Here is a 22434-nt window from a genome sequence, read left to right as displayed (position 1 = left end):
AACCCGATCAACCGAGCTTGGTGTCTGCGTTCTACCCATGAAGCGACTTGCGGCCCGCGCCCCGACCGAATCCTTCAATCCGGCCGCACATCCACACGCACGCGGATGCGATCGCCGGGGTGGTGATCGGTGCGGGTGCGATAGGTCTTGCCGGCGTATTCGTACGTCACGTCGTAACCGCTGACCGAACGCTCGCCGTTGTTGCCGGTCGGGTAATAGTTGCCGTTGTCCTGGACCGGATCGCAGACCCGCACCATGCCGCTGCGCGGCGGCTGCTGGCTGCGCTTGTTCTGTTCGTAGATGCTCTTGCCGGCCATGCCGCCGACCATCGAACCGATCGCCGAGGTCGCGTAGCGCGCGCTGCCGCCGCCGACCTTGCTGCCGAGCACCGCGCCGACGATGCCGCCGACCACGGTCGCGGCCATGCGACCGCCTTCGGTGCCGGTGCTGCGGCGCTCGCCGCCGTTGGGGTCGTAGTAGGAATCGCCGTTGCGGTTGTCGTCGCCGTAATAGGTGTCGCCCTGCACATAGGCCGGACGCTCATAGCAGCGCGGGCCGGTGCTGGCCGGCTGGGTACGATATTGATCGAACACCGGATCGACCCGGATCACCCGCGCGAAATCGATCTGCGAGCTGTAGCCGGCGTTGCCGGTGTTCTGCTGATAGGTGCTTTGCGGGTAGTTGCTCTGCGGATAGCCGTAGGACGACTGCGCCGAAGCGATGCCGGTGGCGGCGGTCAGCGCCAGGCCCAGGACGGTGACGAGCGAGCGATTCATCATGGACTCCAGACGCCGGGATGGCGCGATGCGGATCGTCGGGCCGCGGCGGTCAACCCGGGCTGAATGCGGCCGGCCCGGGCCCGCACGGGCGCGCGGCGTTTACCTCGCCGACAGCCAGTCGGCGACGGCCACGGCAGTGCCGGCGGCGTCGCGGCCGAGCAGCGGACCGACGTGACTGCTGTGCGGGTACCGCCACAAGGTCGCACCGAGCGCGTGAGCGAACTGTGCGGTGGTTCGCGCGGCGACATCCTGGTCACGCTCGGACGCGATGCACAGCACCGGGCCGGCCGGCGCGGGCGTCTCGACGCCGGCGTAGGCCTGGCGCAGGACCCGGCCGGATTCGTCGCGCCAGCGGCGCAGCGCGTACAGGGCCGCGGCCTCGTCGGCGTCGGGCATGGCGCGCCGGGTCGAGGCCAGGCGCGCGTCGCGTCGCCACGGCACGAGATCGGGCCATCCGCGCGACGGCAGTTGCGCCGCCCACGGCGCCGGCGGCAAGGGGTTGATCAGCACCAGCGCGTCGGCTTGGTCCGCGCACAGCATCGCCAGCAGGCCGCCGAGGCTGGCGCCGATCAGCGCGCACGGGCGCGGCAACCCGGCCAGCGCGGCATGGACCTGATCGCGATAGTCGTCCAGCGAGGTCGCCGCCAGACCGCCGGCCGCGGGTTGCAGGTCCGGCGCGACGGTGACGAAGCCCCGCGCGTGCAGGACCTCGCGCCACAGGTTCCATTCCCAGCCGCCCGCGCCGGCGCCGTGGATCAGCAGGGCGTGGCGGAGCGGAGCGTTGCCGCGCGAATGGGTGGGCAGATCGTGCAAGGCGGGGGTTCGTCGTGAGTGGAGTGGCGCGGTCGCGGCTCGCGCCGCTCCTACACGGGCGAGTCGCAACCGACATGGCCTGCCTGTAGGAGCGGCGCAAGCCGCGACCGCGTGATCAAACGGTCGAACGCAACCATCACGAAGGCCGGAACCGCGCCCCCGACCCGGTCACGCCAACTTGGCCTCCAGGCTGATCGGCACCGCGCTGAGCGCCTTGGACACCGGGCAATTGGCCTTGGCATCCTCGGCGATCGCCTGGAACTTGGCCGCATCGATCCCGGGCACGTCGGCGGTCACCTTGAGCCGGATCTGCGACAGGGTCGGACCGCCTTCCATCGACAGGTCGACCTCGGCGCGGGTATCGAGCTTGGCCGGCGGATGCCCGGCTTCGCTGAGCTTGGCCGACAAGGCCATGGTGAAACAGCCGGCGTGGGCCGCGGCGATGAGTTCTTCGGGGTTGGTGCCCTTCTCATCGCCGAAGCGGCTGTTGAAGCCGTAACGGGTGTTGTCGAGCAGACCGCTCTGCGGCGTGCTCAGCTTGCCCTGCCCGCTCTTGAGATCGCCTTCCCAGTGTGCGGTGGCGTGACGCGAGATACCCATGGTGTGGCTCCGGTGCGATGAGGAGCGCACAGGGTAGCGGGCCAGACGTTAAGAGCCAGGAACGAGTTGAGAGGAGTGAGGAGTGAGTAGGAGCAGGGGCGTTTGCGCTACTCGTTTCTCACTCCTCTCAACTCATTTCTCGCCCGCCTTACTCGTTTCTCACTCCTTTCAACTCGTTCCTGCTCCCCGCCCCATGCCGCAACGCAACACGCACAACCGCCAAACAGTGCGCGCTTCGAGCGACCGGGCTTGACCGCCCCTGCCGCCTGCGGGAGTCTGTGATTCCCGGCGACCCGCCGGCCCGCCATGACCGCCCGCCGAGCGCCACGCTCGGGCGCGCAGCGCGGACAGCCATGACGGCCTTCCCACCCTTTGCCCGCGGGCAATCAACAGGGAGAAGTCCGCTCATGTCCTACAGCACAGAATCGATTCGCAACGTGGCCCTCGCGGGCCACCCCGGCGCCGGCAAAACCACGCTCTTCGAAGCCCTGCTGCAGGCCGGCGGCGCAGTCCAGACGGCAGGCACCATCGAACGCGGCAGCACGGTGTCGGATTTCGACCCGATCGAGAAGCAGCGCGGCCACTCCATCGACGCTGCGATCGCCAGCACCGACCACGCCGGCATCCACGTCAACCTGATCGATACCCCCGGCTATCCCGACTTCCGCGGCCCCACCCTGTCGGCGCTGGCCGCGGTGGAAACCGTGGCGGTGGTGGTCGATGCCGACAGCGGCGTCGCCTACGGCACCCGCCGGATGATGGAACACGCCAAGGCGCGCGGCCTGTGCCGGGCGATCGTGGTCAACAAGATCGATCACGAAGGCGCCGACCCGGCGCGCGTGCTCGACGCCATCCGCGAAAGCTTCGGTCCCGAATGCCTGCCGCTGAACCTGCCGGCCGAACGCGGCCAGAGCGTGATCGACTGCTTCGGCGCGAACCAGGGCGACAGCGATCTCGGCCCGGTCGCCGACTGGCATCAGAAAATCATCGACCAGGTGGTCGAGATCAACGAGACGGTGATGGAGCATTACCTCGACCTCGGCGAAGGCGGGCTGTCCGGCGAGGAACTGCACAACGCTTTCGAGCAATGCCTGCGCGAAGGCCATCTGGTGCCGGTGCTGTTCTGTTCGGCGCGCAGCGGCGTCGGAGTCAAGGAGCTGCTCGATGTCGCCGAGCACCTGTTCCCGCATCCGGGCGAAGCCAATGCGCCGCCGTTCCTCAAGGGCATCGGCGAGGACGCCAAACCGATCCTGGCCGTGCCCAACGCCAAGGCGCACGTGATCGCCGACGTGTTCAAGATCGTCAACGATCCCTTCGTCGGCAAGCTCGGCGTGTTTCGCGTCTATCAGGGCACCGTGCGCAAGGACACCCAGTTGTTCGTCGACGACGGCAAGAAGCCGTTCAAGGTCGGGCATCTGTTCAAGCTCAAGGGCAAGGACCACGTCGAGATCGAACAGGCCATCCCCGGCGACATCGCCGCGGTGGCCAAGGTCGACGAGCTGCATTTCGACGCGGTGCTGCACGACAGCCACGACGAAGACCATATCCATCTGGCGCCGCTGAATTTCCCGCGGCCGATGTTCGGCCTGGCAGTCGAAGCGGCCAGCAAGGGCCAGGAACAAAAACTCGCCACCGCGCTGCACAAGCTGGCCGAGGAAGATCCCTGCTTCCATGTCGAACACGAAACCGAAACCAACGAAACCGTGATCCGCGGTCTGTCGGACCTGCACCTGCGCATCAACATCGACCGGCTCAAGGACAAGTACGCCGTGGAGGTCAAAGTGCGGCCGCCGCGCATCGCCTACCGCGAAACCGTCGCCGGCAAGGCCGAAGGCCATCATCGCCACAAGAAACAGACCGGCGGCGCGGGCCAGTTCGGCGAAGTGTTCCTGCGGGTCGAACCCTTGCCGCGCGGCGGCGGCTTCGAATTCGTCGACGAGGTCAAGGGCGGCACCATCCCGGGTCAGTTCCTGCCGGCGGTGGAAAAAGGCGTGCGCCAGGTGCTGCACGACGGCGCGGTCGCCGGTTATCCGCTGCAGGACGTGCGGGTGATCGTGTACGACGGCAAATACCACAGCGTCGACAGCAAGGAAGTGGCCTTCGTCGCCGCCGGCAAGAAAGCCTTTCTCGACGCGATCGGCAAGGCGCGGCCGCAGGTGCTCGAACCGATCGTCGAACTGGAGGTCAACGCACCCGAGCAGCACATGGGCGACATCAGCGGCGGCCTGGCCAGCAAGCGCGCGCGCATCAGCGGAACCGACAGCATGCGCGGCGGCGAGATCGTGGTGCGCGCGCAGGTGCCGTTGTCGGAGCTGGAAGGCTATGCGGCCGAACTCAAGTCGGTCACCGCCGGACGCGGCCGCTACTCGCTGGATTTCAGTCACTACGAACCGGTGCCGGGGCACGTGCAGCAGAAACTGGTCGAGGCCTATAAACCTCGGCATGAGGAAGACTGAAGTCTGGCGGCAAGGGCATGGGTTCTGCTGCCGTGCAGGTCCGATCGCCGCGACGGGCGATCGGGCCTGAGGATTCGCCCCACTAAAGACGTCGATACCCGCGCAATCTTTTGGGGAATGGGTTTCAACCCCGCCCACAACAAACCTTTCGGCGGCCCATGGGTCTTGCGGACTCCCAGCGAGAACCCAATGGCTCACTCGCGTCGCAATAACCACTCACCACGCCGCAGCCAGATCTTTTGTGGGAGGGGCTTCAACCTCGACGCTCTGCGCTCAGTTCGCCGCGCAGCCGCGTCGCGAATCCCACCACGACATTTCCCCCGCCATCACACTCCAGCCCGAACAATCGCGATGGCCAGGCTCACACCCGGCCGCCTACCTCGTTACCATCGAAAGACATCGACCCGAAGGACACCGCGATGCCGCACAACGCCCCCGGCCACAGCCCGACCCGTCCGAACCTGCGCGATCCACGCAGCGCGCATCGGCGCGCGATCCTCGGCGCCTGCCTGACGCTCTGGCTCGTCGTACTGCCCGGCGCCGTCTGGGGAAAAACCGCTGCGAAGGGCCCGGCCGTCGAGAACCGCTGCGGGTGGTTCGTCAACCCAAGCCCCGGCAATGCCTGGCTGATCGATCGCGACGGCGAATGGACCATAGCGATACAGGGCGGCCATCAGGCCGACGGCGACTGGCCGCCGCCCAGGGCCGAGAAGGAATGGGTGCCGGCCGGAGGAGAAGGCGACCCGCGCGGCTACGGTTACGGCTGCGCCTGCATGAAGGTCAAAACCGATCGTGCGCAAATGCTGATCACCAGGATCGTGTCCTCGCAGGGCAAACCCCTGAGCCAATGCCGCCGCGATCGCAAGCTCAGCGAACCGCGCGATTGATTCGCGCCCGGACCTGTCACCCTCTCCGATCGATCCGCCGACCACCGAACCGATGACCGTCAACGCCAAGCCCTCCCTCGAGACCGACCCCGAACTGGCCGAGATCGTGTCCGATGCCCTGGACGTGGTGTCCAATCCGACCGACCTGATCGTCACCGTGCTGGTGCTGCTCGCCGCGCTGACGGTCGCGGTGCTGGTCACGCGCAAGATCAAACTCAAGCTGGGCCATCAGCGCCCGGTCCTGCTGATCCTGGTCGAATACCTGTGCATGCCGCTGATCATGCTGCTGAGCCTGGGCGCGATCAGCCTGATCGGCGGCAGCTTCGACAATCCGCTGATCGGCCTGGCCGGCACCTTGCTGTTCCTGTTCGTGATCATCCGCGTGATCGGCGCGGTGGTGGAGCTGCTGTTCCGCCCGACCATGCTGCTGCGGGTCATGCTGCGACTGGCCACGGTGGTGTCGTGGCTGGCCGTGGTGTTCGCCGTGTTCAAGGACCGCAGCGCGCTGATCGCCAAGCTGTATTCGGCCAAGCTCAGCTTCGGCGGCATCAACCTGTCCAGCGAGGGCGTGGTCAGGGGCCTGGTGGTCGGCGTGGTGATCGCGATCATCGCGCTGTGGGGCGACAAGACCATCACCAACCTGCTGCGCCGCAGCCGCACCTTGCAGCCCAATTTCGTGCTGGCGCTATCGCGGATCTTCAGCGTGGCGGTGTGGATCACCGCGACCGCGGTGATCTTCTCGATCAGCGGCATCAACCTCACCGCGCTGGCCGCGTTCAGCGGCGCGCTCGGCATCGGCCTGGGCCTGGGCCTGCAACGGCTCGCCGCGAGCTACATCAGCGGCCTGATCGTGCTGTTCGAACAATCCGTGCGGGTCGGCGACAACATCGCGACCAACAACATCGTCGGCCGGGTCACCCGCATGACCGTGCGCTACACCATGATCCGCACCCGCGACGGCGAAGAGGCCATCGTCCCCAACGACAGCCTGACCAGCAACGTGATCGTCAACCAGTCCTGGTCCGACCGTAATCTGCGCCTGGTCTGCGGGGTGCTGGTCAAGGGCGACGTCGACCTCGATCTGGCCCGCACCCTGTTCGTCGAGGCGATGACCGCGCAGCCGCGCGTACTGCAGCAACCGCCGCCGCATATGTACATCACCGGCGTCAACGACAAGGGCATCCAGCTCGACGGCCACTTCTGGATCAACGACCCGGAAAACGGCCAGCACAATGTCATCTCCGACACCTACGACGCGGTGCTCGCGGCGTTTCGCAAGAACGCGGTGCACTTGGTCGCGCAGTGATCGGCGGCATCGGGCTCGCGCCGATCGCGGCACGATGAACCCGCGGCGCCGCCGGCACGCCCCGCCGACGCACACGGCCGAACTACGCCATCGCAACGCAGCGTCGCGATGAACGGTGCATCGGCCGCCACCGCGCGGCGTGTGCGGGGAGTAGGATTCGCGGGTGACCGAAACCACCCACCCGCGGTTCTTCTGGCAGTTTCCGATGAAGCTGGTGCGCGAAGCGCGGCTGGACGAATTCCTGCCCGACGACGGCCATCTGCGCATCCTGTTCCTGTGGGGCAAGGACTGTCCGAACTGCGACGTCGCCAAGGGCCAGATGCTGCTCGCGCAGGAGCGCTTCAGCTGGCCGGACGTGGAGTGGCTGCACGACAACGTCTACGAAGATCCGGCGATGGGCACGCGTTTCGGCCTGCATGGCATTCCGGCGTTCCTGGTGTTCCGCGGAAGCAAGAAGCTCGGACGGATCGGTCAGTGGCCCGGCACCGAGGCCTTCGTGTCGGCGATCGAGAAGATCCAGAGTCAGTCGCCGGCATAGGCCTGCTCGATCGAAACAATCTCTAAGGCCGATCCACGCCCGAGCATTCGGCCTGATCATCGCCTCGCGCCCGACGTCATCGGGACAACCGGGTCGACCTCGACGCAAACGCGCAACACCCACTCGCGCCGATGCGATCGCGCGGGACTTGGCGGCTGCCATCGCGGCGGCGCAGACTGCGGTCCTGTCCCTCGCCCGCCGCCGCCATGTTCGACACCGCCACCCTTACCGCCTACCTGATCGCCGCCGCCGTGCTGGTGTTCATTCCCGGCCCCGGCACCGCCTGGATCATCGCCCAGAGCGCAGCCGGCGGGACCGCGCGCGGGGTGCAGGCCGCGTTCGGGCTGGAAACGGCGACACTGATCCACGCGCTCGCCGCCGGGCTCGGGCTGTCGGCGTTGCTGGCGACCTCGGCGCTGGCCTTCGAAGTGCTCAAGTACGCCGGCGCGGCATATCTGATCTGGCTCGGGATCAAGGCATGGCGCAGCGCGCCGGCGCCGGCGCCGGCCGACGCGACGGCCGAGCCGGTCGCCGAGGCCTTGCCGGCGACGGCGCGCGTGTCGGCCCGCCATGTCTATCTGCGTTCGGTCGTGACCGGCGTGCTCAATCCCAAAATCGCCTTGTTCTTCCTCGCTTTCCTGCCGCAGTTCGTGCATCCCGAGCGCGGCATGGTGTGGTTGCAGTTCCTGGTGCTCGGCGCGTTGCTGTCGATGATCGGCATGCTCAACAGCCTGATGCTGAGCTTCGCGGTCGGCCGCTTCGGCCGCCGTTTCGCCACCGGCGGCGGCCGCTGGAAGGAGCGCCTGACCGGCAGCGTGTTCATCGCGCTCGGTCTGCGTCTTGCGGTGCAGCAACGCGGCTGAGGCGCGCGCGGTGGATCAAGCCAGGGCGATCAGCCGCATCGCGCGAGCTTGAATCGCGGATGTACGTCAACGCTGTGGCGAGGCGTCGCCGGCCGTGCCCGCCTTGAAGGCCGGCGTCGTGGCCCATAGGTCGTTTGATCACGACCTCGATCACGACCTCGCTACGGAGCGAACCGCATGAAGACCCATGGCTTTCTCGACCAGTTGTTGAAGACCGCGCAGAACAGCCTCGGCGCAGGCGGCCTGGACGGCCTGCTCGGCGGCGGCAAGCCGCCGGTGCGTTACCAAGGCGACGAGAAGAAAGAGGAAAAACGCGGTCTACTCAATGCCGACTTCGGCAAGGGCGCACTGACCGGCGGCGCATTGGGCCTGTTGCTGGGCAACAAGAAACTGCGCAAGCACGCCGGCAAGATCGCCTTGTACGGCGGCGTCGCCGCGGTCGGCGTGCTCGCCTACAAGGCCTATGGCGACTACCGCCGTCAGCAGGGCGACAGCACGGCCGAGCCGCAGACGGTCGATCGCCTGCCGCCGCCGCAGGCCGAGCTGCACAGCCAGGCTATTCTCAAGGCGCTGGTCGCCGCGTCCAAGGCCGACGGCCACATCGACGCGCGCGAGCGCGAAGTGATCGAGGGCGAATTCACCCGCATCGACGGCGATCCGGAACTGCGCCGCTGGCTGCACGACGAACTGGAAAAGCCGCTGGACCCGGCCGAAGTCGCGCGCGCCGCGACCACCCCGGAGATCGGCGCGGAGATGTACCTGGCCAGCCTGCTCGCGACCGACGATCAGACCTATATGGAGCGCGCGTATCTGGACGAACTGGCGCGCCAGCTCAAGATCGACGATGCCTTGAAGGCCCGTCTGGAACAGCAGCTGCGCGACGCGCAGGCCTGACCGGCGCGGGCGCTCGCTCTAGCCTAATGCCGTCGCATGCGTCCGCGCCGCGGGCGGACGCATGCGATCGCGTCAGTACCCAGAACCGATCCGGCACCGGCATCGTCGCCGTCGACCCGATGACGATCGCCGCGCCCACGGCCGCTTTTGCGACGCCGCATCCGCTTCAGGCCCAGCCGTGCCGCCGCGGCTTCCCGCACGCGGCCTGCAGACGCTAGCATCGCCTGCGGCTGTAATCGTGCAGCCGGGTTGAATGGACTTCGCCGATGCGCCTGCTGATCCCCGCCCTGCTCGCATTGAGCTTCGTCGGCTGCTCCTGCCAACGCCAACCCGACCCGGACGTCGCGGTCGCGCCGCCCGCGGCGCCAGCGCCCGACGACGCGCAAACCCGCGCCCAGGCGGCCGCCGCGCAGCGCGCCCAGGCGCAAAGCCAGCAGCGCCTGGACGCGATGACCGACGCGGTCAACGAACTTCACCAGTACCTGCAGAAACTCGGCAGCGGCAAACGCGAGGAAGCCGACAAGCACTGGGCCTACCAGCGCCTGCCGCGCGGCAACGAAGAAGCCGACCTGCGCGCGCTCGACAACCTGCGCGCGATCCGCATCGAAAACGACACGCCCAAGCAGATCGATCAGGAACCCCAGCCTGAGCTGCTGGAAATTCCGGTCGACCTGCGGGTGAGCCTGCAGGATGGCGAAAACCGCCGTTACAAGGGTTGGTATCGGATGAAGCGCAATCCGGTGGATCGGCGTTGGGAATTGATCGGGGTGTCGATCGCGGTGGTGTTGCGCTGAGTTGTGCGCTTGATTGTGTGGTCGTAAAAGCGCAAGGCAAAAGCGAATCCCCCCTGCCCCCCTTTTCCAAAGGGGGGAAAAGCAACTGCGGGAAGGTGGGTCCGAGGTCGCGATCAGATTCGATCTGTCGGCTCGACTCCCTTGCTCGACTCCCTTGCTCGATTCTCTAGCTCGATTCTCTGACTCGACTCTCTGGCTCGATCCGTTGACGCGATGCGCAGCGCCCCGCTCTTGCTGTTCCCCCCTTTGGAAAAGGGGGGCAGGGGGGATTCGCTTTTGCTTTTGCTTTCGCTTTTGCTTTCGCTTTCGCTTTTGCTTTCGCTTTTGCTTTTGCTTTTGCTTTTGCTTTTGCTCTTTATCTTCACCAAGCACCGACGCAAGCCCCGGCCACACACCCAAACACCCTCCGCCGCTCCCAAGCTCGAATCCCGCCGCGACCCAATCCCCCCAAGTCAGCCCACATCCATCTAACTGAGCCGCCCCCAGCCAGCAACTTCCGGCACGTCGCCGACATCGCGGTTACGCCTATACACTCGTTCGATCGCGCGCCGGCCTGATCGAACAGGCATGATCGAAACCGATCGCGCTCCCAACCGCCTCGGACTCCGCCATGCGCCCGTCTCGCCCGTTGATTGCCCTGATCGCCGTCCTGACCTGTCCGCTGTGGCTGATGACGGGCTGCAAGGACAAAGGCACCGCCGCGGACGGCGGCGGCGAAGGCGAGCCCGGTCAATCCCTGCCGACACCCGAAGGCGCGAGCCGCGGCGGCGTGACCGGCATGCCCGACCGCCCCGGCCCCGGCCAGATCGGCATGCCCGAGGTCGACCCGAACGCGCCGCCGGCGCTGGACGAAAACGGCAACCCGATCGCGCCGGTCGAGCCCACCGACCCGGCCGCGCTGCCGGTCGACGGCACCTTGCCGATCGCCGCGCCGGCCGATCCCAATGCGCCGCCGGCCACGCCCGCCGAACCCAGCGCCGAAGACGCGGTCGCCGTGATCCGCGATTACTACGCCGCGATCAACGGCAAGAACTTCGAACGCGCCTACGCGCTGTGGTCCGACGGCGGCCGCGCCAGCGGACAGACCCCGCAGCAGTTCGCCGACGGTTTCGCCGAAACCGCCGGCGTCTCGGTCGAAGTGATGCCGCCCGGTCGCATCGATGCCGGCGCCGGCCAGCGCTATATCGAAGTGCCGGTCGCGATCGCCTCGACCCAGCGCGACGGCAGTCAGCACAAGTACGTCGGCGCTTACACCCTGCGCCGCGCGGTGGTCGACGGCGCCAGCGACGCGCAGCGCGCGTGGCGGATCGGCAGCGCCGATATTCGCGAAGTCAAGCCATGAACCTCGCCGCGTCGCGCGCTGCGATCGCGCTGAGCCTGTGCGCGCTGCTGGGCGCGTGCGAGCGGCAGGCCGCGACGCCGCAACCCGCGCCTGCCGTCAAGGCCACGCCATCGCCTGCGGCACCCGCGCAAGCCGCACCTTCGATCGCGGCCGAACCCGCGGCCCAAGTGGTGTCCGATTACGTTCTGCCCGGCGCGCTCGCACCCGATGTCGGACCCGAGCGCCTGAAGCAACTATTCGGCGCCGCCAATGTCCGCATCGACGACCACATGCCCGGCCCCGAAGGCGAGGAATTCCGCGGCGTGATCCTGTTCGCCGACGACCCCACTCGCCGCGCCGTCCTGCACTACCAGGACGAACAGCAACTACGCGGCCTGGCTTTCGTGAGCGTGCGCGAACCCGACACCCGCTGGCGCCTCGACAACGGCATCGTCATGGGCATGCGCCTGAGCGAACTGGTACGGCTCAACGGCAAACCGATCCGCTTCAGCGGCATGGGCTGGGATTACGGCGGCACCATCACCGACTGGAACGGCGGCAAGCTCGCCAGCCGCGACGGCGATCCGGTGATGCGCGGCGCGCGCCTGGGCCAAGTGCCCGACCCGTCCATGCAAGCCGACGCGGTGCCGTCCAGCGACGCGGACTACGCCAGCGACGATCCCAAGTTCCCCAGGCAGGGCGAGTTGCTGCGGGTCGAAGAACTCAGCGTGTCGTTTCCCGGCGAGGACGATCTTTGAGCCTCGCCACGGCCGCCCGCGCATGAGCGCGCAGCCACCGCGCATCGTCCTCGACAGCAATGTCTGCCTGGACCTGTTCGCGTTCCAGGCGCCGGATCTGGCGCCCTTGCTCGAAGCCTTGCATAGCGGCGCGATCGAAGCGGTCACCGACACCGAATGCCGCGCCGAATGGCAACGCGTGCTGACCTATCCGCAATTGAAGCTCGACCCGGCCGCGCGCGAACGCAGCCTGCTCGACTACGACCGCTGGCTGCGGGTGCTGGCGCACGACGCCGATGCTCAGACCGTCGCCCTGCCCCGCTGCGCCGATCCGGACGATCAGAAATTCCTCGAACTGGCGCTGGCGGCGAACGCGCGCTGGCTGCTCACCCGCGACCATGCGCTGCTGGTGCTCGGCCGCCGCACCGCGCGCGCCGGCCTGTTCGAGATCCTGACCGCGCGCGCCTGGGTCGCCCTGCGGAATTTACGCGGCGACACCGCCACGCCTGCCTGAAGCCCGCGCGGACGCATGCCATACTCGGCGCATGCAAGGCGTACCCGCCCAATTCGTCGATGCCTTCGACGCGGCCGAATTCCGCCAGCCGGCGCATCGCCGCGGCATCGAGCTGTACCGCGCGCACATCGTCCGCCACGCCTTCGAACCGCACACCCACGAGGCCTACGGCCTGGGCGCGATCGAGTCCGGGGTCGAACGCTTCCGCTACCGCGGCAGCGATCATCTGGCGCCGCCCGACTCGCTGGTGCTGATGAACCCCGATGTGCTGCACACCGGCCGCGCCGAAACCGAAGGCGGTTGGCGCTACCGCATGATCTACGTCGACCCCGACGTGGCCGACGAGATCACCGGCGAAGCCGGCTGGTGGTTCGATCAGGCCGTGCAGCACGACCCGCTGCGCGCGCGCCGCATCACCGCGCGCCTGGATGGTCTGTGGCGAGCATGCGAACCGCTGGATTTCGACAGCCAGCTGCATGCGCTGCTCGGCGAATTCCGCGATCACGCGCGCATCCCGCGGCGCGCGCGCGACGAACCGGCGCATCGCTTCGACCGCGTGATCGACTACCTGCGCGCGCATCTGGCCGAACGGATCACCCTGGACGAACTCGCCGCGATCGCCGGCCTGAGTCCGTTCCATTTTCTGCGCCGGTTCCGCGCGCAGTACCACGTCACTCCGCAGCAGATGCTGATGGCGCTGCGTCTGTATCAGGCCAAGCGCCTGCTCGCCGCGGGCGCCGCGCCGGCCGGCATCGCCGCCGACACCGGCCTGACCGATCAGGCGCACCTCACTCGCGCCTTCTCGCGCCGCTACGGCATCACGCCGGCGCGGTATCAGAAACAGATTCGCGGCTGACGGTTGGCAACGGCGTTGTCGCGATGACGCGGTCGCGGCTCGCGCCGCTCCTACACTCGGCACACGAAGCTTCACCCAAGCCCCTGTAGGAGCGGCGCAAGCCGCGACCACGCCACCGCGCCCGCGACGCCAACCCGCCAACCCGCGACCCGCCAAACCGCAATCTGCTACAAGACCCCGCCATCGCCGCCCGCCACACTGCGCGCATGCTGCTAGGAACCCTTTACGCCCTGCTCGCCGGCCTGATCTGGGGCTTGGTCTTCATCGGCCCGCTGCTGCTGCCCGAATACCCGGCCGCGCTGCAATCGGTCGGGCGCTATCTCGCCTTCGGCCTGATCGCCCTGCCCCTGGCCTGGCTCGACCGCGGCGCCTTGCGTCAGCTCACCCGCGCCGACTGGATCGAAGCGTTGAAGCTGTCGGCGATCGGCAACCTGCTCTATTACCTGTGCCTTGCCAGCGCGATCCAGCGCGCCGGCGGCCCGCTGCCGACCATGATCATCGGCACCTTGCCGGTGGTGATCGCGATCAGCGCCAACCTGCGCGACAGCAAACGCGACGGCCGCCTGCCGTGGCGGCGGCTGGCGCCATCGCTGCTGCTGATCGCGCTGGGCATCGCTTGCGTCAATCAAGTCGAACTCGAAGCGCTGCGCGCCGACGCCAACGCCGACCTGGGCCGTTACGCGGTCGGCGCGCTGCTCGCGCTCGGCGGCGTCGCCTGCTGGACCTGGTATCCGCTGCGCAACGCCGACTGGCTGCGCGCGCATCCCGGCCGCAACCCACGCACCTGGGCCACCGCGCAAGGGGTGGCGATCCTGCCGCTGGCCTTGCTCGGCTACATCGCGCTGTGGCTGTACATGAGCGCGAGCGGCGCATCGTTCGCGATGCCGTTCGGGCCGCGTCCGGCGTTCTTCATCGGTTTGATGGCGACGATCGGCTTGTTCGCCTCGTGGGTCGGCACCCTGTGCTGGAACCAGGCCAGTCAGCGCTTGCCGACCGCGCTGGCTGGGCAACTGATCGTGTTCGAAACCCTGGCGGCGTTGAGCTACACCTTCATCCTGCGCGGCCAGATGCCGAAGCCGTTGACGCTGGTCGGCGTCGGTTTGTTGATTGCCGGGGTGATCTGGGCGCTGCGGGTCAAGCCGGTGCATGCGCAAGCGGCATCGGTGGGCGATGCGGCGTGAGTGGTCGGAAAGATCGGTGACGGTTGGATCTTGAGCGGCTTGTCGTCGCCGCATGGGTGTCGGCTTCGATCGCGTGCGTCGTACATTGCAACGCGTGATCGCGGATGGTGACCGACGCATTACGAAAATCGTCGCGCATCGAACGGGGACGCGGCATCCGCAACCACTGAAAACGTCCAAGCAACGCGGCAACGGCCATCGCAAGCCGTCATGCCCCACTGCGGCGATATGCCGCACTCGGGCGCGAAAAACGCCGCCTAAGCTTCCCGGCTTTCAGCCTGCGATTACCCCCTCATGCGCATCGTCACACTTCGTATCGCCGCGCTCGCATTGGCGAGCGCCGTCGCCTTGGATGCATTCGCCTTCGACGGCGTCGCCCAGTCCGATGCGGCGCCGACGCCCGACGATGCATCGGCAAAAACGCTCGGCACGGTTCGCGTCCTGGGTCGCTACGCGCGAGGCCGCGCGGTCGACAGCCCCGAGGCCGCGCGCGCGCGTCTGGACCAGCGCGCCGGCGCGACCGCTCTGGTCGACGGCGAGTCGTATCGCGACGGCCGCGTCAGCACCTTGACCGATGCATTGGGCTACGCGCCGGGGGTGTTCGTGCAACCGCGCTTCGGCGCCGAGGAAGCGCGCCTGTCGATCCGCGGCTCGGGTCTGCAGCGCACCTTCCATGGCCGCGGCCTGGAACTGCTGCAGGACGGCAGCCCGCTCAACCTCGCCGACGGCGGTTTCGATTTCCAGGCGGTCGAGCCGCTGGCGACGCGCTACATCGAGGTCTACCGCGGCGCCAACGCGCTGGAGTTCGGCGCGGCCACGCTCGGCGGCGCGATCAACTTCGTTTCGCCGACCGGTTACGACGCCGCGCCCGCGACCCTGCGCGCCGAGGCCGGCGCATTCGGCTATCGCCGCGGCCAGATCGCGCTTGCCGGCGTGCGCGGCGACGCCGATGGTTATCTGAGTCTGAGCGGCATCAATCAAACCGGTTATCGCGACCATGCCGAACAGGAAAATTATCGCTTGTTCGCCAATGCCGGCTATCGCTTCAGCGACACGCTCGACGCGCGCGTCTACCTGACCCATGTCGACACGCGCTCGGCCCTGCCCGGCAATCTGACCCTCGACGAGTCGCGCCGCGATCCGCGCCGGGCCGCGCCCGGCAACCTCACCTTGAACCAGCGCCGCGACTATCGCCTCGACCGCATCGCCGGCAAGCTGGCCTGGGCCGCATCCGAACGCAGCACGCTGACCATGTCGGCCTATTACGCCGACAAGTCGCTGCACCACCCGATCTTCCAGGTGCTGCAGCAGGACAGTTCCGACGTCGGCATCGATGTCCGCTGGCGCCACCAGTCGCAATGGCTGGGCCTGCGCAATGTGCTGATCGCCGGCGCCGCCTTCGCCCAGGGCGACATCGACGACGATCGTTACTTCAACATCGCCGGCCGCGCCGGCGCGCGCAGCAACCGCTTCGATCAACGCGCGCGCAATCGCAAACTCTATCTGGAGAACCAGACCTGGCTGGCGCCGCAATGGGTGCTGTCGCTGGGCGCGCAGGCGCTCGACGCCGACCGCCGCTCGCGCGATCGGTTCATCACCGGCGGCCGCGACGAGAGTTTCGCCGCCGACTATTCCGGCATCAGCCCCAAGCTCGGCCTGCGCTATGTGATCGACGAGCACGCCCAGCTCTATGCCAACCTCAGCCGCAGCTTGGAACCGCCGAGCTTCGGCGAACTCAGCGGCGGCCCCGGCATCACCCCGGTCGACAAGCAACGCGCGGACAGCGGCGAGATCGGCCTGCGCCTCAACGGCGACGCGTTGTCGCTGGACCTGGCCGTGTACCGCGCGCGGGTCCGCGGCGAACTGCTTTCGCTCAGCGACGGCAACGGCAATCCGCTGGGCACGGTCAATGCCGATCGCACCGTGCATCAGGGCATCGAACTCGGCCTGGGCTGGAAGCCCGCGGCGCAGTGGACCGTGTCGGCCAACTACCTCTACAACGATTTCCGTTTCGACGGCGACCGCGTCTACGGCGACAACGACCTGGCCGGCGTGCCACCGCAACAACTGCGCGCCGAATTGCGCTGGTCGCCGGGCGAGTATCTGTACCTGGCGCCGAGCGTGGAATGGACGCCGCAGTCGTACTACATCGATCACGCTAACAGCTTCAAGGCGCCGGGCTACACCATCGCCGGCCTGCGCATCGGCGGCAAGCTCGCGAAGCAATGGTCGTGGTTCGCCGACGCGCGCAACCTCGGCGACCGCAAGTGGATCGCCAGCACCAACGTGATCGCCGACGCGCGCGGGTTGGATGGGCGTAATTTTTTGCCGGGCGATGGGCGCGCGGTGTATTTCGGGGTGGAGTGGCGGAAGGAGTGATTGGCGTCCGCTGATGGGCGGTCGAATTCGCGCGGCAACGCGGCGTATCGGTTGGTGGCGTCGTCGATGCGGTGTCGTGGTCGCGGCTTGCGCCGCTCCTGCAAGTAGCGCACAAACCTTCACGCAAGCCCCTGTAGGAGCGGCGCAAGCCGCGACCGCGACACCACGAACAACGACGCAACCTCACGCAAAAAATTCCCCCACGCCCACCAAAGCACACGCACTGATCGGCACCGACCTATCCCAAAGCAGAGCCCGCCCCTCGAACTGACCCGACAGTGCATCGGAACCAAAAACACCCGCCGGCCACACGGCCGGCGGGCGCCTGCATCAGTTCCAGCAACTGCTGGGCTGATCGACCACCGTCACCCAGAAGCGCGTGCTGGCGTCGACGTTGCCGTAGGCCCGCCAGCTCCAGCCGCCGTCGCCGTCGTGGTGCGTGGCCATGCGATAGCCCGGGCCGAACTCGGCGCGGCAGAACGCATCGGCCTGCGCGCGGGTGGCGAACGAATCGCCGCGCACCGCGCGGCTCAGCGCGATGTTGCCCTTGGCCCAGCCGTTGTAATAGTCGGTCGGCACCGGCGCGGGCGAGCCGTCCTGCTTCAGACACAACACCGGCAGGCGGGCCGAGCACACGGTGTCGCCCTGGTAGGCGTCGCACTCGGGACTGAAGCAGCCCACGTGGTCGACGCCGTTGGCGTGGCCGGCCTTGCGCCAGGTCACGCCCTTGCCGCCGGCGGCGGCCGCGGAAAACGCCACCATGATCAGGGCCGCGGCGGCGGCGATACGGATTGCGCGAACATCCATTGCTTGCTCCTTGTCGAAAGATCCGAAAGGCGCGCCTCGCGCAACGTCTGCCGATTAACCACGGCCTGCCCGCCGCGGCGATGCGCGCCGGCACGTCGGGGGATGGCGTGCCGGCGCGATCTCTACCACCTCGAACGCGCCGGAACCGGTACTCCTAAGCCCTTTCGCCCGGGCGCTTGCGCTCTTATGCAGCCGGTCACACGCGGCGCAAACGCCCGGCGCCAAAACGCGGCGACGCCGGCAGCTTCATACTGCAACCCAGTTCGTTGTACGCGCCGGACGGCGATCAAATCTCGAATCGGTACGACAGCTTCACCAGCAACTGCTCGCTGTCGCGCAGATCGAACGCATCGCGGAATTGCCGGCCGACGCCGTCGTGCTGCATGCCTTCCTCGAACATCTCGCCGCCGCGCACGTAGGCCACGTACAGGTACGACAGCGGCGCCAGTTCGTAGCGGTAACGCACCTGGAAGCCGAGATTGCGCACGCGGAAATCCGGAATCTCCTCGGCCACCGCCAGGGCGCGGCCATCGCTGGCGACCCGATAGGCCTGACGCGCGCGCGCATCCACGCCGATGGTTTCCAGGCGCAGCCGCAGTTCCTGCTTGTCGTCGATGAACCATTGCAGGCCGGCGTTGAGCGACAACAGGTCGGAGCGGAAACTGGCGACGCGGTTGCCCTGACGCCACAGCAGCCAGTCGGGGTTGTGGCTGTACTCGACCCCGGCGAACAGCAGCATGCGGTCGCTGAACTGGTAATTCGGCTCCAGGTACACACGCAGCCTGCCTTCGTCGACACCGCCCAGGCCGTCCGCGCTGTAGCCGGCTTCGGTGTACAGCGACCACGGGTTGTCGCCCTGGCGCGGACGCAGCCCCTCGTAGGTCAAAAACAATTTCGCCGGCACCCGCAGCACACCGTGGCCGCGGGTAATCAGGTCGTCGTGACCGCTGCCCCACAAGGCCGCTTCGAGGAACTCGCGGCCGCCATTGCGCAGATCGCTGCGGCGGTTGATCGATACCGCATCGGCGATATGCACGCCGTCGTCGCTGTAGCGGCGCGACACCGCGTAATGCCAGTCGTGGCTGGAGTACGCCGAATCGGCCGGCAGATCGGTGACGCGCCGGCCCAGGTCGTAGCGCAGGTAGTTGAAGTTGTTGCGCTCCAGATAACCGAAGTCGTTGAGCATCAGGTCCTTGCCCAGATGCAGGCCGTACAGCTGCTGGCGCCAGCCCTTGCCCATGTCGTAATCGATGCGGACCTGCCCGCCGCTGTCGCGGAAACTGCGCCCGGCCTGTTCGACATCGGAGGCGACCACCGCGCCGCGGATCGACCACTGCGGGTTCGGCGTCCAGCGCTGGTCGAATTCGTAGACGTTGGCTTGGCGATCCAGAAACGGCCGATCGACCTGGGTAACCATCGCGCCGAGCCCGAAGCGGGCGAAATCGCGGGTGACGCGCGCGGCGTAGAAGTCGCGGCCGACCTCCTCGCCCTCGCTGGCGGCGAACAAGCCGTAGTTGAAGCCCGCCGCGCTGCCGTTGAGCTTGAGCGCCGCGGTCACGTCGCCCGAGCCCTTGCCGTCGTCGCGGCCGCCGCCGACGCGGCGGGTGTAGATCAGGCGGCTGTTGCTGCCGTACGAACCGAACGGCACGTCGAAGAAGCTCTGGTTCTCGGTGAAGAACGGCCGCTTGTCGCTGAAGAAGGTTTCGGTGGCGCTGAAGTTGACGGTCAGTTCGTCGCTTTCGACCTGGCCGAAATCCGGGTTCAAGGTCGCGCTGAGCTGGAACTTGCCGCTGGGTTTCCAGAACAGGTCCAGGCCGCCGTCGAAGTCGCCCTTGTGCTTGACCGCGTCCTGCACGCCGACCACGTATGGCGTGATCGCCAGCAAAGTCTGGCCGTAGGCCGGCATCTGCACGCGGTTGAACGCCGACAGATAGCGCGCCTGGGTGTAATGCACCGCCGGCCACGAGGTGCGTTCGCCGGTTGAGGCGATCACCCGGTCGAGCTGGATGCCGATCGTGCGGTTGCCGCCGTCGGCCTTGCGCATCGGCGCGATATGCCAGGGGATCAGCATCTCCGCCGACCAGCCCTCGTCGTCTTCGCTGGTGGCGTGGCGCCAGTCGCCGTCCCAGTCGTTGTTGAACTGGTTTTCGCTGGTGATGGTGGCGTCGGTGATGCTGTTGGCCAGGGTCACGGTGAAGTTGTAGCCCATGCGGCCGTCGCCATCGAAGTCGACGTATAGGTTGACCCGGTCGACCGTGCCGTCGCCGTCGCGCTCGGTGTGCTGGCGCAGCCGCGGCACCCCGGCCGGCTGCTGATTGCGGAACGCGATCGCCAGGCCTTCGGGCGTCGCCATCATCCAGGCCTGGGTCGGCTGCGACGCGGCTTCGCGCGACAGCGGCTGGGTCAGGCGGAAATCCTCGATGTGCTGGGCCTGGCTCCATTCCTGCGGATCGATGCGGCCGTCGATCTCCACCGCCTGCGCGCACGGCGCGGCCAACACGGCGCAGGCGGCCGACAACGAAACGAACAATGGATTGCGCATGCTGCGACCCCGAGCCGGTGAACCGACCCGCGACGCATCCCCGTCGCGGTATCGAGTCGCGGCATACGGCACCGCGACGCCGCGCAGACTAGCGGTGCGACGAGCGTGCGCTAAATGGCGTAAGTCATGGCAACCATTGGCCGTTCATGTGCATCCCAGCGCCATGGGCCCTTGGCTCAGGTCGCGGCGTGGCCGCTGCGTGACAAACGTCAGCGGCAGCGGCTGACTTCGCGCGCTCGTCCGTGGAGCGGAACCGCGCCCGCTGTCATCGCGGCGCTGCCTATCCGGATCGAATCGGTGCGCTCAAGGCGCCGTGGCGTCGTGCGCGACGAACGCCGACTCGCCGTGCGGCAGTTGCAACCAGTCCGGGTGGCTCAGCGCGCGCGCGATATCGCTCTGCCCCGACAGCCAATGCTCGCGCATCGCCACGCGGCCGAACTGATAGTCCTTGAAGTGGCCGATGCGCGCGCGGTCGCGGTAGATCAGATGGACCACGCTGTAGCGGCGGTCGCAGGCCAGCTCGGCCGCGTGCTGCGCCCAGGGATTGGTCTTGCGCACGTCCTCGGGGATTTCCTCCAGCAATTCGCGCAGCAGCCGCCGGTAATGCTGGAACACCCGCTGGGTGTCGGTGATCAGGCGGGTGCGGCTGGAGTATTGGATTTCCTTCTGCCGCTCGGCCACGTCGAGCAGGTTCTGCGGCAGATCGCCGCGCGCGTTCCACAGGTCGACCTGGAACACCAGGGTGTCGCGCCGCGGCGATGCGGTCAGCACCTGCGACAAGGGCGTGTTGGACACCAGGCCGCCGTCCCAGTAGAACTCGCCGTCGATCTCGACCGCCGGAAACGCCGGCGGCAGCGCGCCCGAGGCGAGGATATGCCGCGCGTCCAGCCGCATCTGGGTGTTGTCGAAATACTCCAGGTTGCCGGTGCGCACGTTGACCGCGCCGACGCTTACGCGGATGCCGCCGTCGTTGAGCCGGTCGAAGTCGACCATGCGATCGAGCGTGGCGATCATCGGCGAGGTGTCGTAGAAACTCGCCTCCGCCGGCCCCGGCGGCGCGCCGAACAGCGCCATCGGATCCTGGCCGAGCCAACCGCGCGGCTGGTAGAAGCCGTGCTGGCCTTCGACGATCGCGCGCCAGGCTTCCCAGGTGTCGAGCCAGGCGCGGCTGTCGGCGTCGATATCGGCGAAGCGCGCTTCCTGGCCGAAGGTGGTCGACGGCAACAGGTAGGGACGCGAGATCGTGTCCCAGAATTCGCGCAACGCCTCCATGCGCCGCTGCGGCGGATTGCCGGCGATGATCGCGGTGTTGAACGCGCCGATCGAGATGCCGGCGATCCAGTTCGGCGCGATGCCGGCTTCGAACAGACCTTGATAGACCCCGGCCTGGTAGGCGCCGAGCGCGCCGCCGCCTTGCAGGACCAGGGCGATGTTGTCGGGCAGGACCGGCGCGGTGTCGTGGGTTTGAGTCCGGCGCTTGCCGCGGCCGGGCGCGGCGTTGGCATCGGCCGGATCGATGAACGCTGCTCTCTTGACGGCGCGTTTGCTCGCCGCGGGCGCGGTGACGACGGCAGGAGCGGCGGCTGGGCGGCGCGTACTTGCACGCGCGGGCGGTTCCTTGCGCGCCGGCGCCTTGGCCGGCGGGTCTTTCTTCGCAGGGGTGGCCGGTTTGGGGTCGCGTTTGGCTGGATCGCGACGCGCCGGCTCGCGCTTGGCCGGCTCAGACTCGCTGGCGCGCTTTGCGCCGCCGGTAGAAGCGGCATTGCGCCGGGTCGGAGTGCGCGTGGTTGCCATGCTGACCGCCTTTTACTGTGAAGAGCTGCGGGGTGTCACTTTCGAAGGTGCTGCTTTTGAAGGAGCCGCTTTTAAAGGTGTCGCGTTTAAAGGTACCTGAAGGTACTGCTTTCAGACTGCGGGCTACATGTTCCGACGACAAGCCAGACATCTCGTCGTCCGTCGCCCGATGCTTGTGCTCGTCATCCCCGCGAAGGCGGGGATCCAGAGACTTCAGCGCGAACTATCATCACCGTCATTCCCGCGAACGCGGGAATCCAGTGACTTTCGCCTTGCCGATGACGACGATTCCGACCAACGAAAAGTCGCTGGATTCCCGCGTTCGCGGGAATGACGAGCAAAGGCGCTGTGACATTCGCATTCACGGGGAATG

Annotated in this window: 19 protein-coding genes; 13 read left to right on the top strand and 6 right to left on the bottom strand. The window is 67.6% G+C overall.

The features are described from left to right. Nucleotides 1–74: 74 nt before the first annotated feature. The 3 genes from IEQ11_RS06305 to IEQ11_RS06295 all read right to left on the bottom strand — a co-directional run bounded on the left by IEQ11_RS06305 (nucleotide 75) and on the right by IEQ11_RS06295 (nucleotide 2192). Nucleotides 75–776 carry a glycine zipper 2TM domain-containing protein gene (locus tag IEQ11_RS06305; protein WP_036110339.1) on the bottom strand — a complete coding sequence of 234 codons (702 nt, stop codon included), beginning with the start codon at nucleotides 774–776 and terminating at the stop codon, nucleotides 75–77. Nucleotides 777–878: 102 nt separating this feature from the next. Next, entirely contained in the window at nucleotides 879–1592 is a 714-nt protein-coding gene (locus IEQ11_RS06300; protein WP_191822413.1) for an alpha/beta hydrolase, read from the bottom strand. 168 nt (nucleotides 1593–1760) lie between these two features. Beyond that, nucleotides 1761–2192: an OsmC family protein gene (locus tag IEQ11_RS06295; RefSeq protein WP_191822412.1), complete on the bottom strand. Its 432-nt coding sequence runs from the start codon at nucleotides 2190–2192 to the stop codon at nucleotides 1761–1763. Between the two features lie 407 nt (nucleotides 2193–2599). Here IEQ11_RS06295 and fusA point away from each other — a divergent pair, with 407 nt between their 5' ends. From fusA to IEQ11_RS06230, 13 genes are all read left to right on the top strand, one after another. Next, on the top strand, nucleotides 2600–4648 hold the full coding sequence (fusA, locus tag IEQ11_RS06290) for an elongation factor G (RefSeq protein WP_036110345.1): 2049 nt from the start codon (nucleotides 2600–2602) through the stop codon (nucleotides 4646–4648). A gap of 419 nt (nucleotides 4649–5067) precedes the next feature. Beyond that, the gene (locus IEQ11_RS06285; RefSeq protein ID WP_191822411.1) at nucleotides 5068–5535 is read left to right on the top strand and encodes a DUF4087 domain-containing protein; all 468 of its coding nucleotides are present in this window, start codon (nucleotides 5068–5070) and stop codon (nucleotides 5533–5535) included. Nucleotides 5536–5587: 52 nt separating this feature from the next. Beyond that, nucleotides 5588–6841: a mechanosensitive ion channel family protein gene (locus tag IEQ11_RS06280; RefSeq protein ID WP_191822410.1), complete on the top strand. Its 1254-nt coding sequence runs from the start codon at nucleotides 5588–5590 to the stop codon at nucleotides 6839–6841. Between the two features lie 163 nt (nucleotides 6842–7004). Beyond that, entirely contained in the window at nucleotides 7005–7379 is a 375-nt protein-coding gene (locus IEQ11_RS06275; protein WP_036110351.1) for a thioredoxin family protein, read from the top strand. 206 nt (nucleotides 7380–7585) lie between these two features. After that, a complete protein-coding gene (locus tag IEQ11_RS06270; protein ID WP_191822409.1) occupies nucleotides 7586–8242 on the top strand; it encodes a LysE family translocator in 657 nt (218 codons plus the stop codon). A 177-nt stretch (nucleotides 8243–8419) separates the two neighbouring features. Then, nucleotides 8420–9136 carry a tellurite resistance TerB family protein gene (locus tag IEQ11_RS06265; protein WP_191822408.1) on the top strand — a complete coding sequence of 239 codons (717 nt, stop codon included), beginning with the start codon at nucleotides 8420–8422 and terminating at the stop codon, nucleotides 9134–9136. A gap of 266 nt (nucleotides 9137–9402) precedes the next feature. Next, on the top strand, nucleotides 9403–9930 hold the full coding sequence (locus IEQ11_RS06260; protein WP_191822407.1) for a hypothetical protein: 528 nt from the start codon (nucleotides 9403–9405) through the stop codon (nucleotides 9928–9930). Nucleotides 9931–10540: 610 nt separating this feature from the next. Continuing rightward, nucleotides 10541–11272, top strand: a complete 732-nt coding sequence (locus IEQ11_RS06255; RefSeq protein WP_191822406.1) for a hypothetical protein — start codon at nucleotides 10541–10543, stop codon at nucleotides 11270–11272. Further along, nucleotides 11269–12009, top strand: coding sequence for a hypothetical protein (locus tag IEQ11_RS06250; protein WP_191822405.1), 741 nt, complete (start codon nucleotides 11269–11271; stop codon nucleotides 12007–12009). The genes IEQ11_RS06255 and IEQ11_RS06250 overlap by 4 nt, the downstream gene beginning before the upstream one ends. Nucleotides 12010–12031: 22 nt before the next feature. Then, the gene (locus IEQ11_RS06245; protein ID WP_191822404.1) at nucleotides 12032–12502 is read left to right on the top strand and encodes a PIN domain-containing protein; all 471 of its coding nucleotides are present in this window, start codon (nucleotides 12032–12034) and stop codon (nucleotides 12500–12502) included. 31 nt (nucleotides 12503–12533) lie between these two features. Next, the gene (locus IEQ11_RS06240; RefSeq protein WP_057920987.1) at nucleotides 12534–13358 is read left to right on the top strand and encodes an AraC family transcriptional regulator; all 825 of its coding nucleotides are present in this window, start codon (nucleotides 12534–12536) and stop codon (nucleotides 13356–13358) included. A 206-nt stretch (nucleotides 13359–13564) separates the two neighbouring features. Further along, nucleotides 13565–14539: a DMT family transporter gene (locus IEQ11_RS06235; RefSeq protein ID WP_191822403.1), complete on the top strand. Its 975-nt coding sequence runs from the start codon at nucleotides 13565–13567 to the stop codon at nucleotides 14537–14539. Between the two features lie 294 nt (nucleotides 14540–14833). Next, a complete protein-coding gene (locus IEQ11_RS06230) occupies nucleotides 14834–16918 on the top strand; it encodes a TonB-dependent receptor family protein (protein ID WP_191822402.1) in 2085 nt (694 codons plus the stop codon). 330 nt (nucleotides 16919–17248) lie between these two features. Here IEQ11_RS06230 and IEQ11_RS06225 read toward each other — a convergent pair whose 3' ends face one another. The 3 genes from IEQ11_RS06225 to IEQ11_RS06215 all read right to left on the bottom strand — a co-directional run bounded on the left by IEQ11_RS06225 (nucleotide 17249) and on the right by IEQ11_RS06215 (nucleotide 22061). After that, a complete protein-coding gene (locus tag IEQ11_RS06225; RefSeq protein ID WP_046655843.1) occupies nucleotides 17249–17725 on the bottom strand; it encodes a hypothetical protein in 477 nt (158 codons plus the stop codon). 286 nt (nucleotides 17726–18011) lie between these two features. Beyond that, nucleotides 18012–20267 (bottom strand): DUF5916 domain-containing protein, encoded by a 2256-nt coding sequence (locus IEQ11_RS06220; protein WP_191822401.1) that lies wholly within the window; start codon nucleotides 20265–20267, stop codon nucleotides 18012–18014. A 303-nt stretch (nucleotides 20268–20570) separates the two neighbouring features. Beyond that, nucleotides 20571–22061: a DUF3734 domain-containing protein gene (locus IEQ11_RS06215; RefSeq protein ID WP_191822400.1), complete on the bottom strand. Its 1491-nt coding sequence runs from the start codon at nucleotides 22059–22061 to the stop codon at nucleotides 20571–20573. Nucleotides 22062–22434 lie beyond the last annotated feature (373 nt).

The sequence above is a fragment of the Lysobacter capsici genome, assembly GCF_014779555.2.
Taxonomy (GTDB): domain Bacteria; phylum Pseudomonadota; class Gammaproteobacteria; order Xanthomonadales; family Xanthomonadaceae; genus Lysobacter; species Lysobacter capsici.
This window is presented reverse-complemented; position numbering and strand designations above follow the sequence as displayed.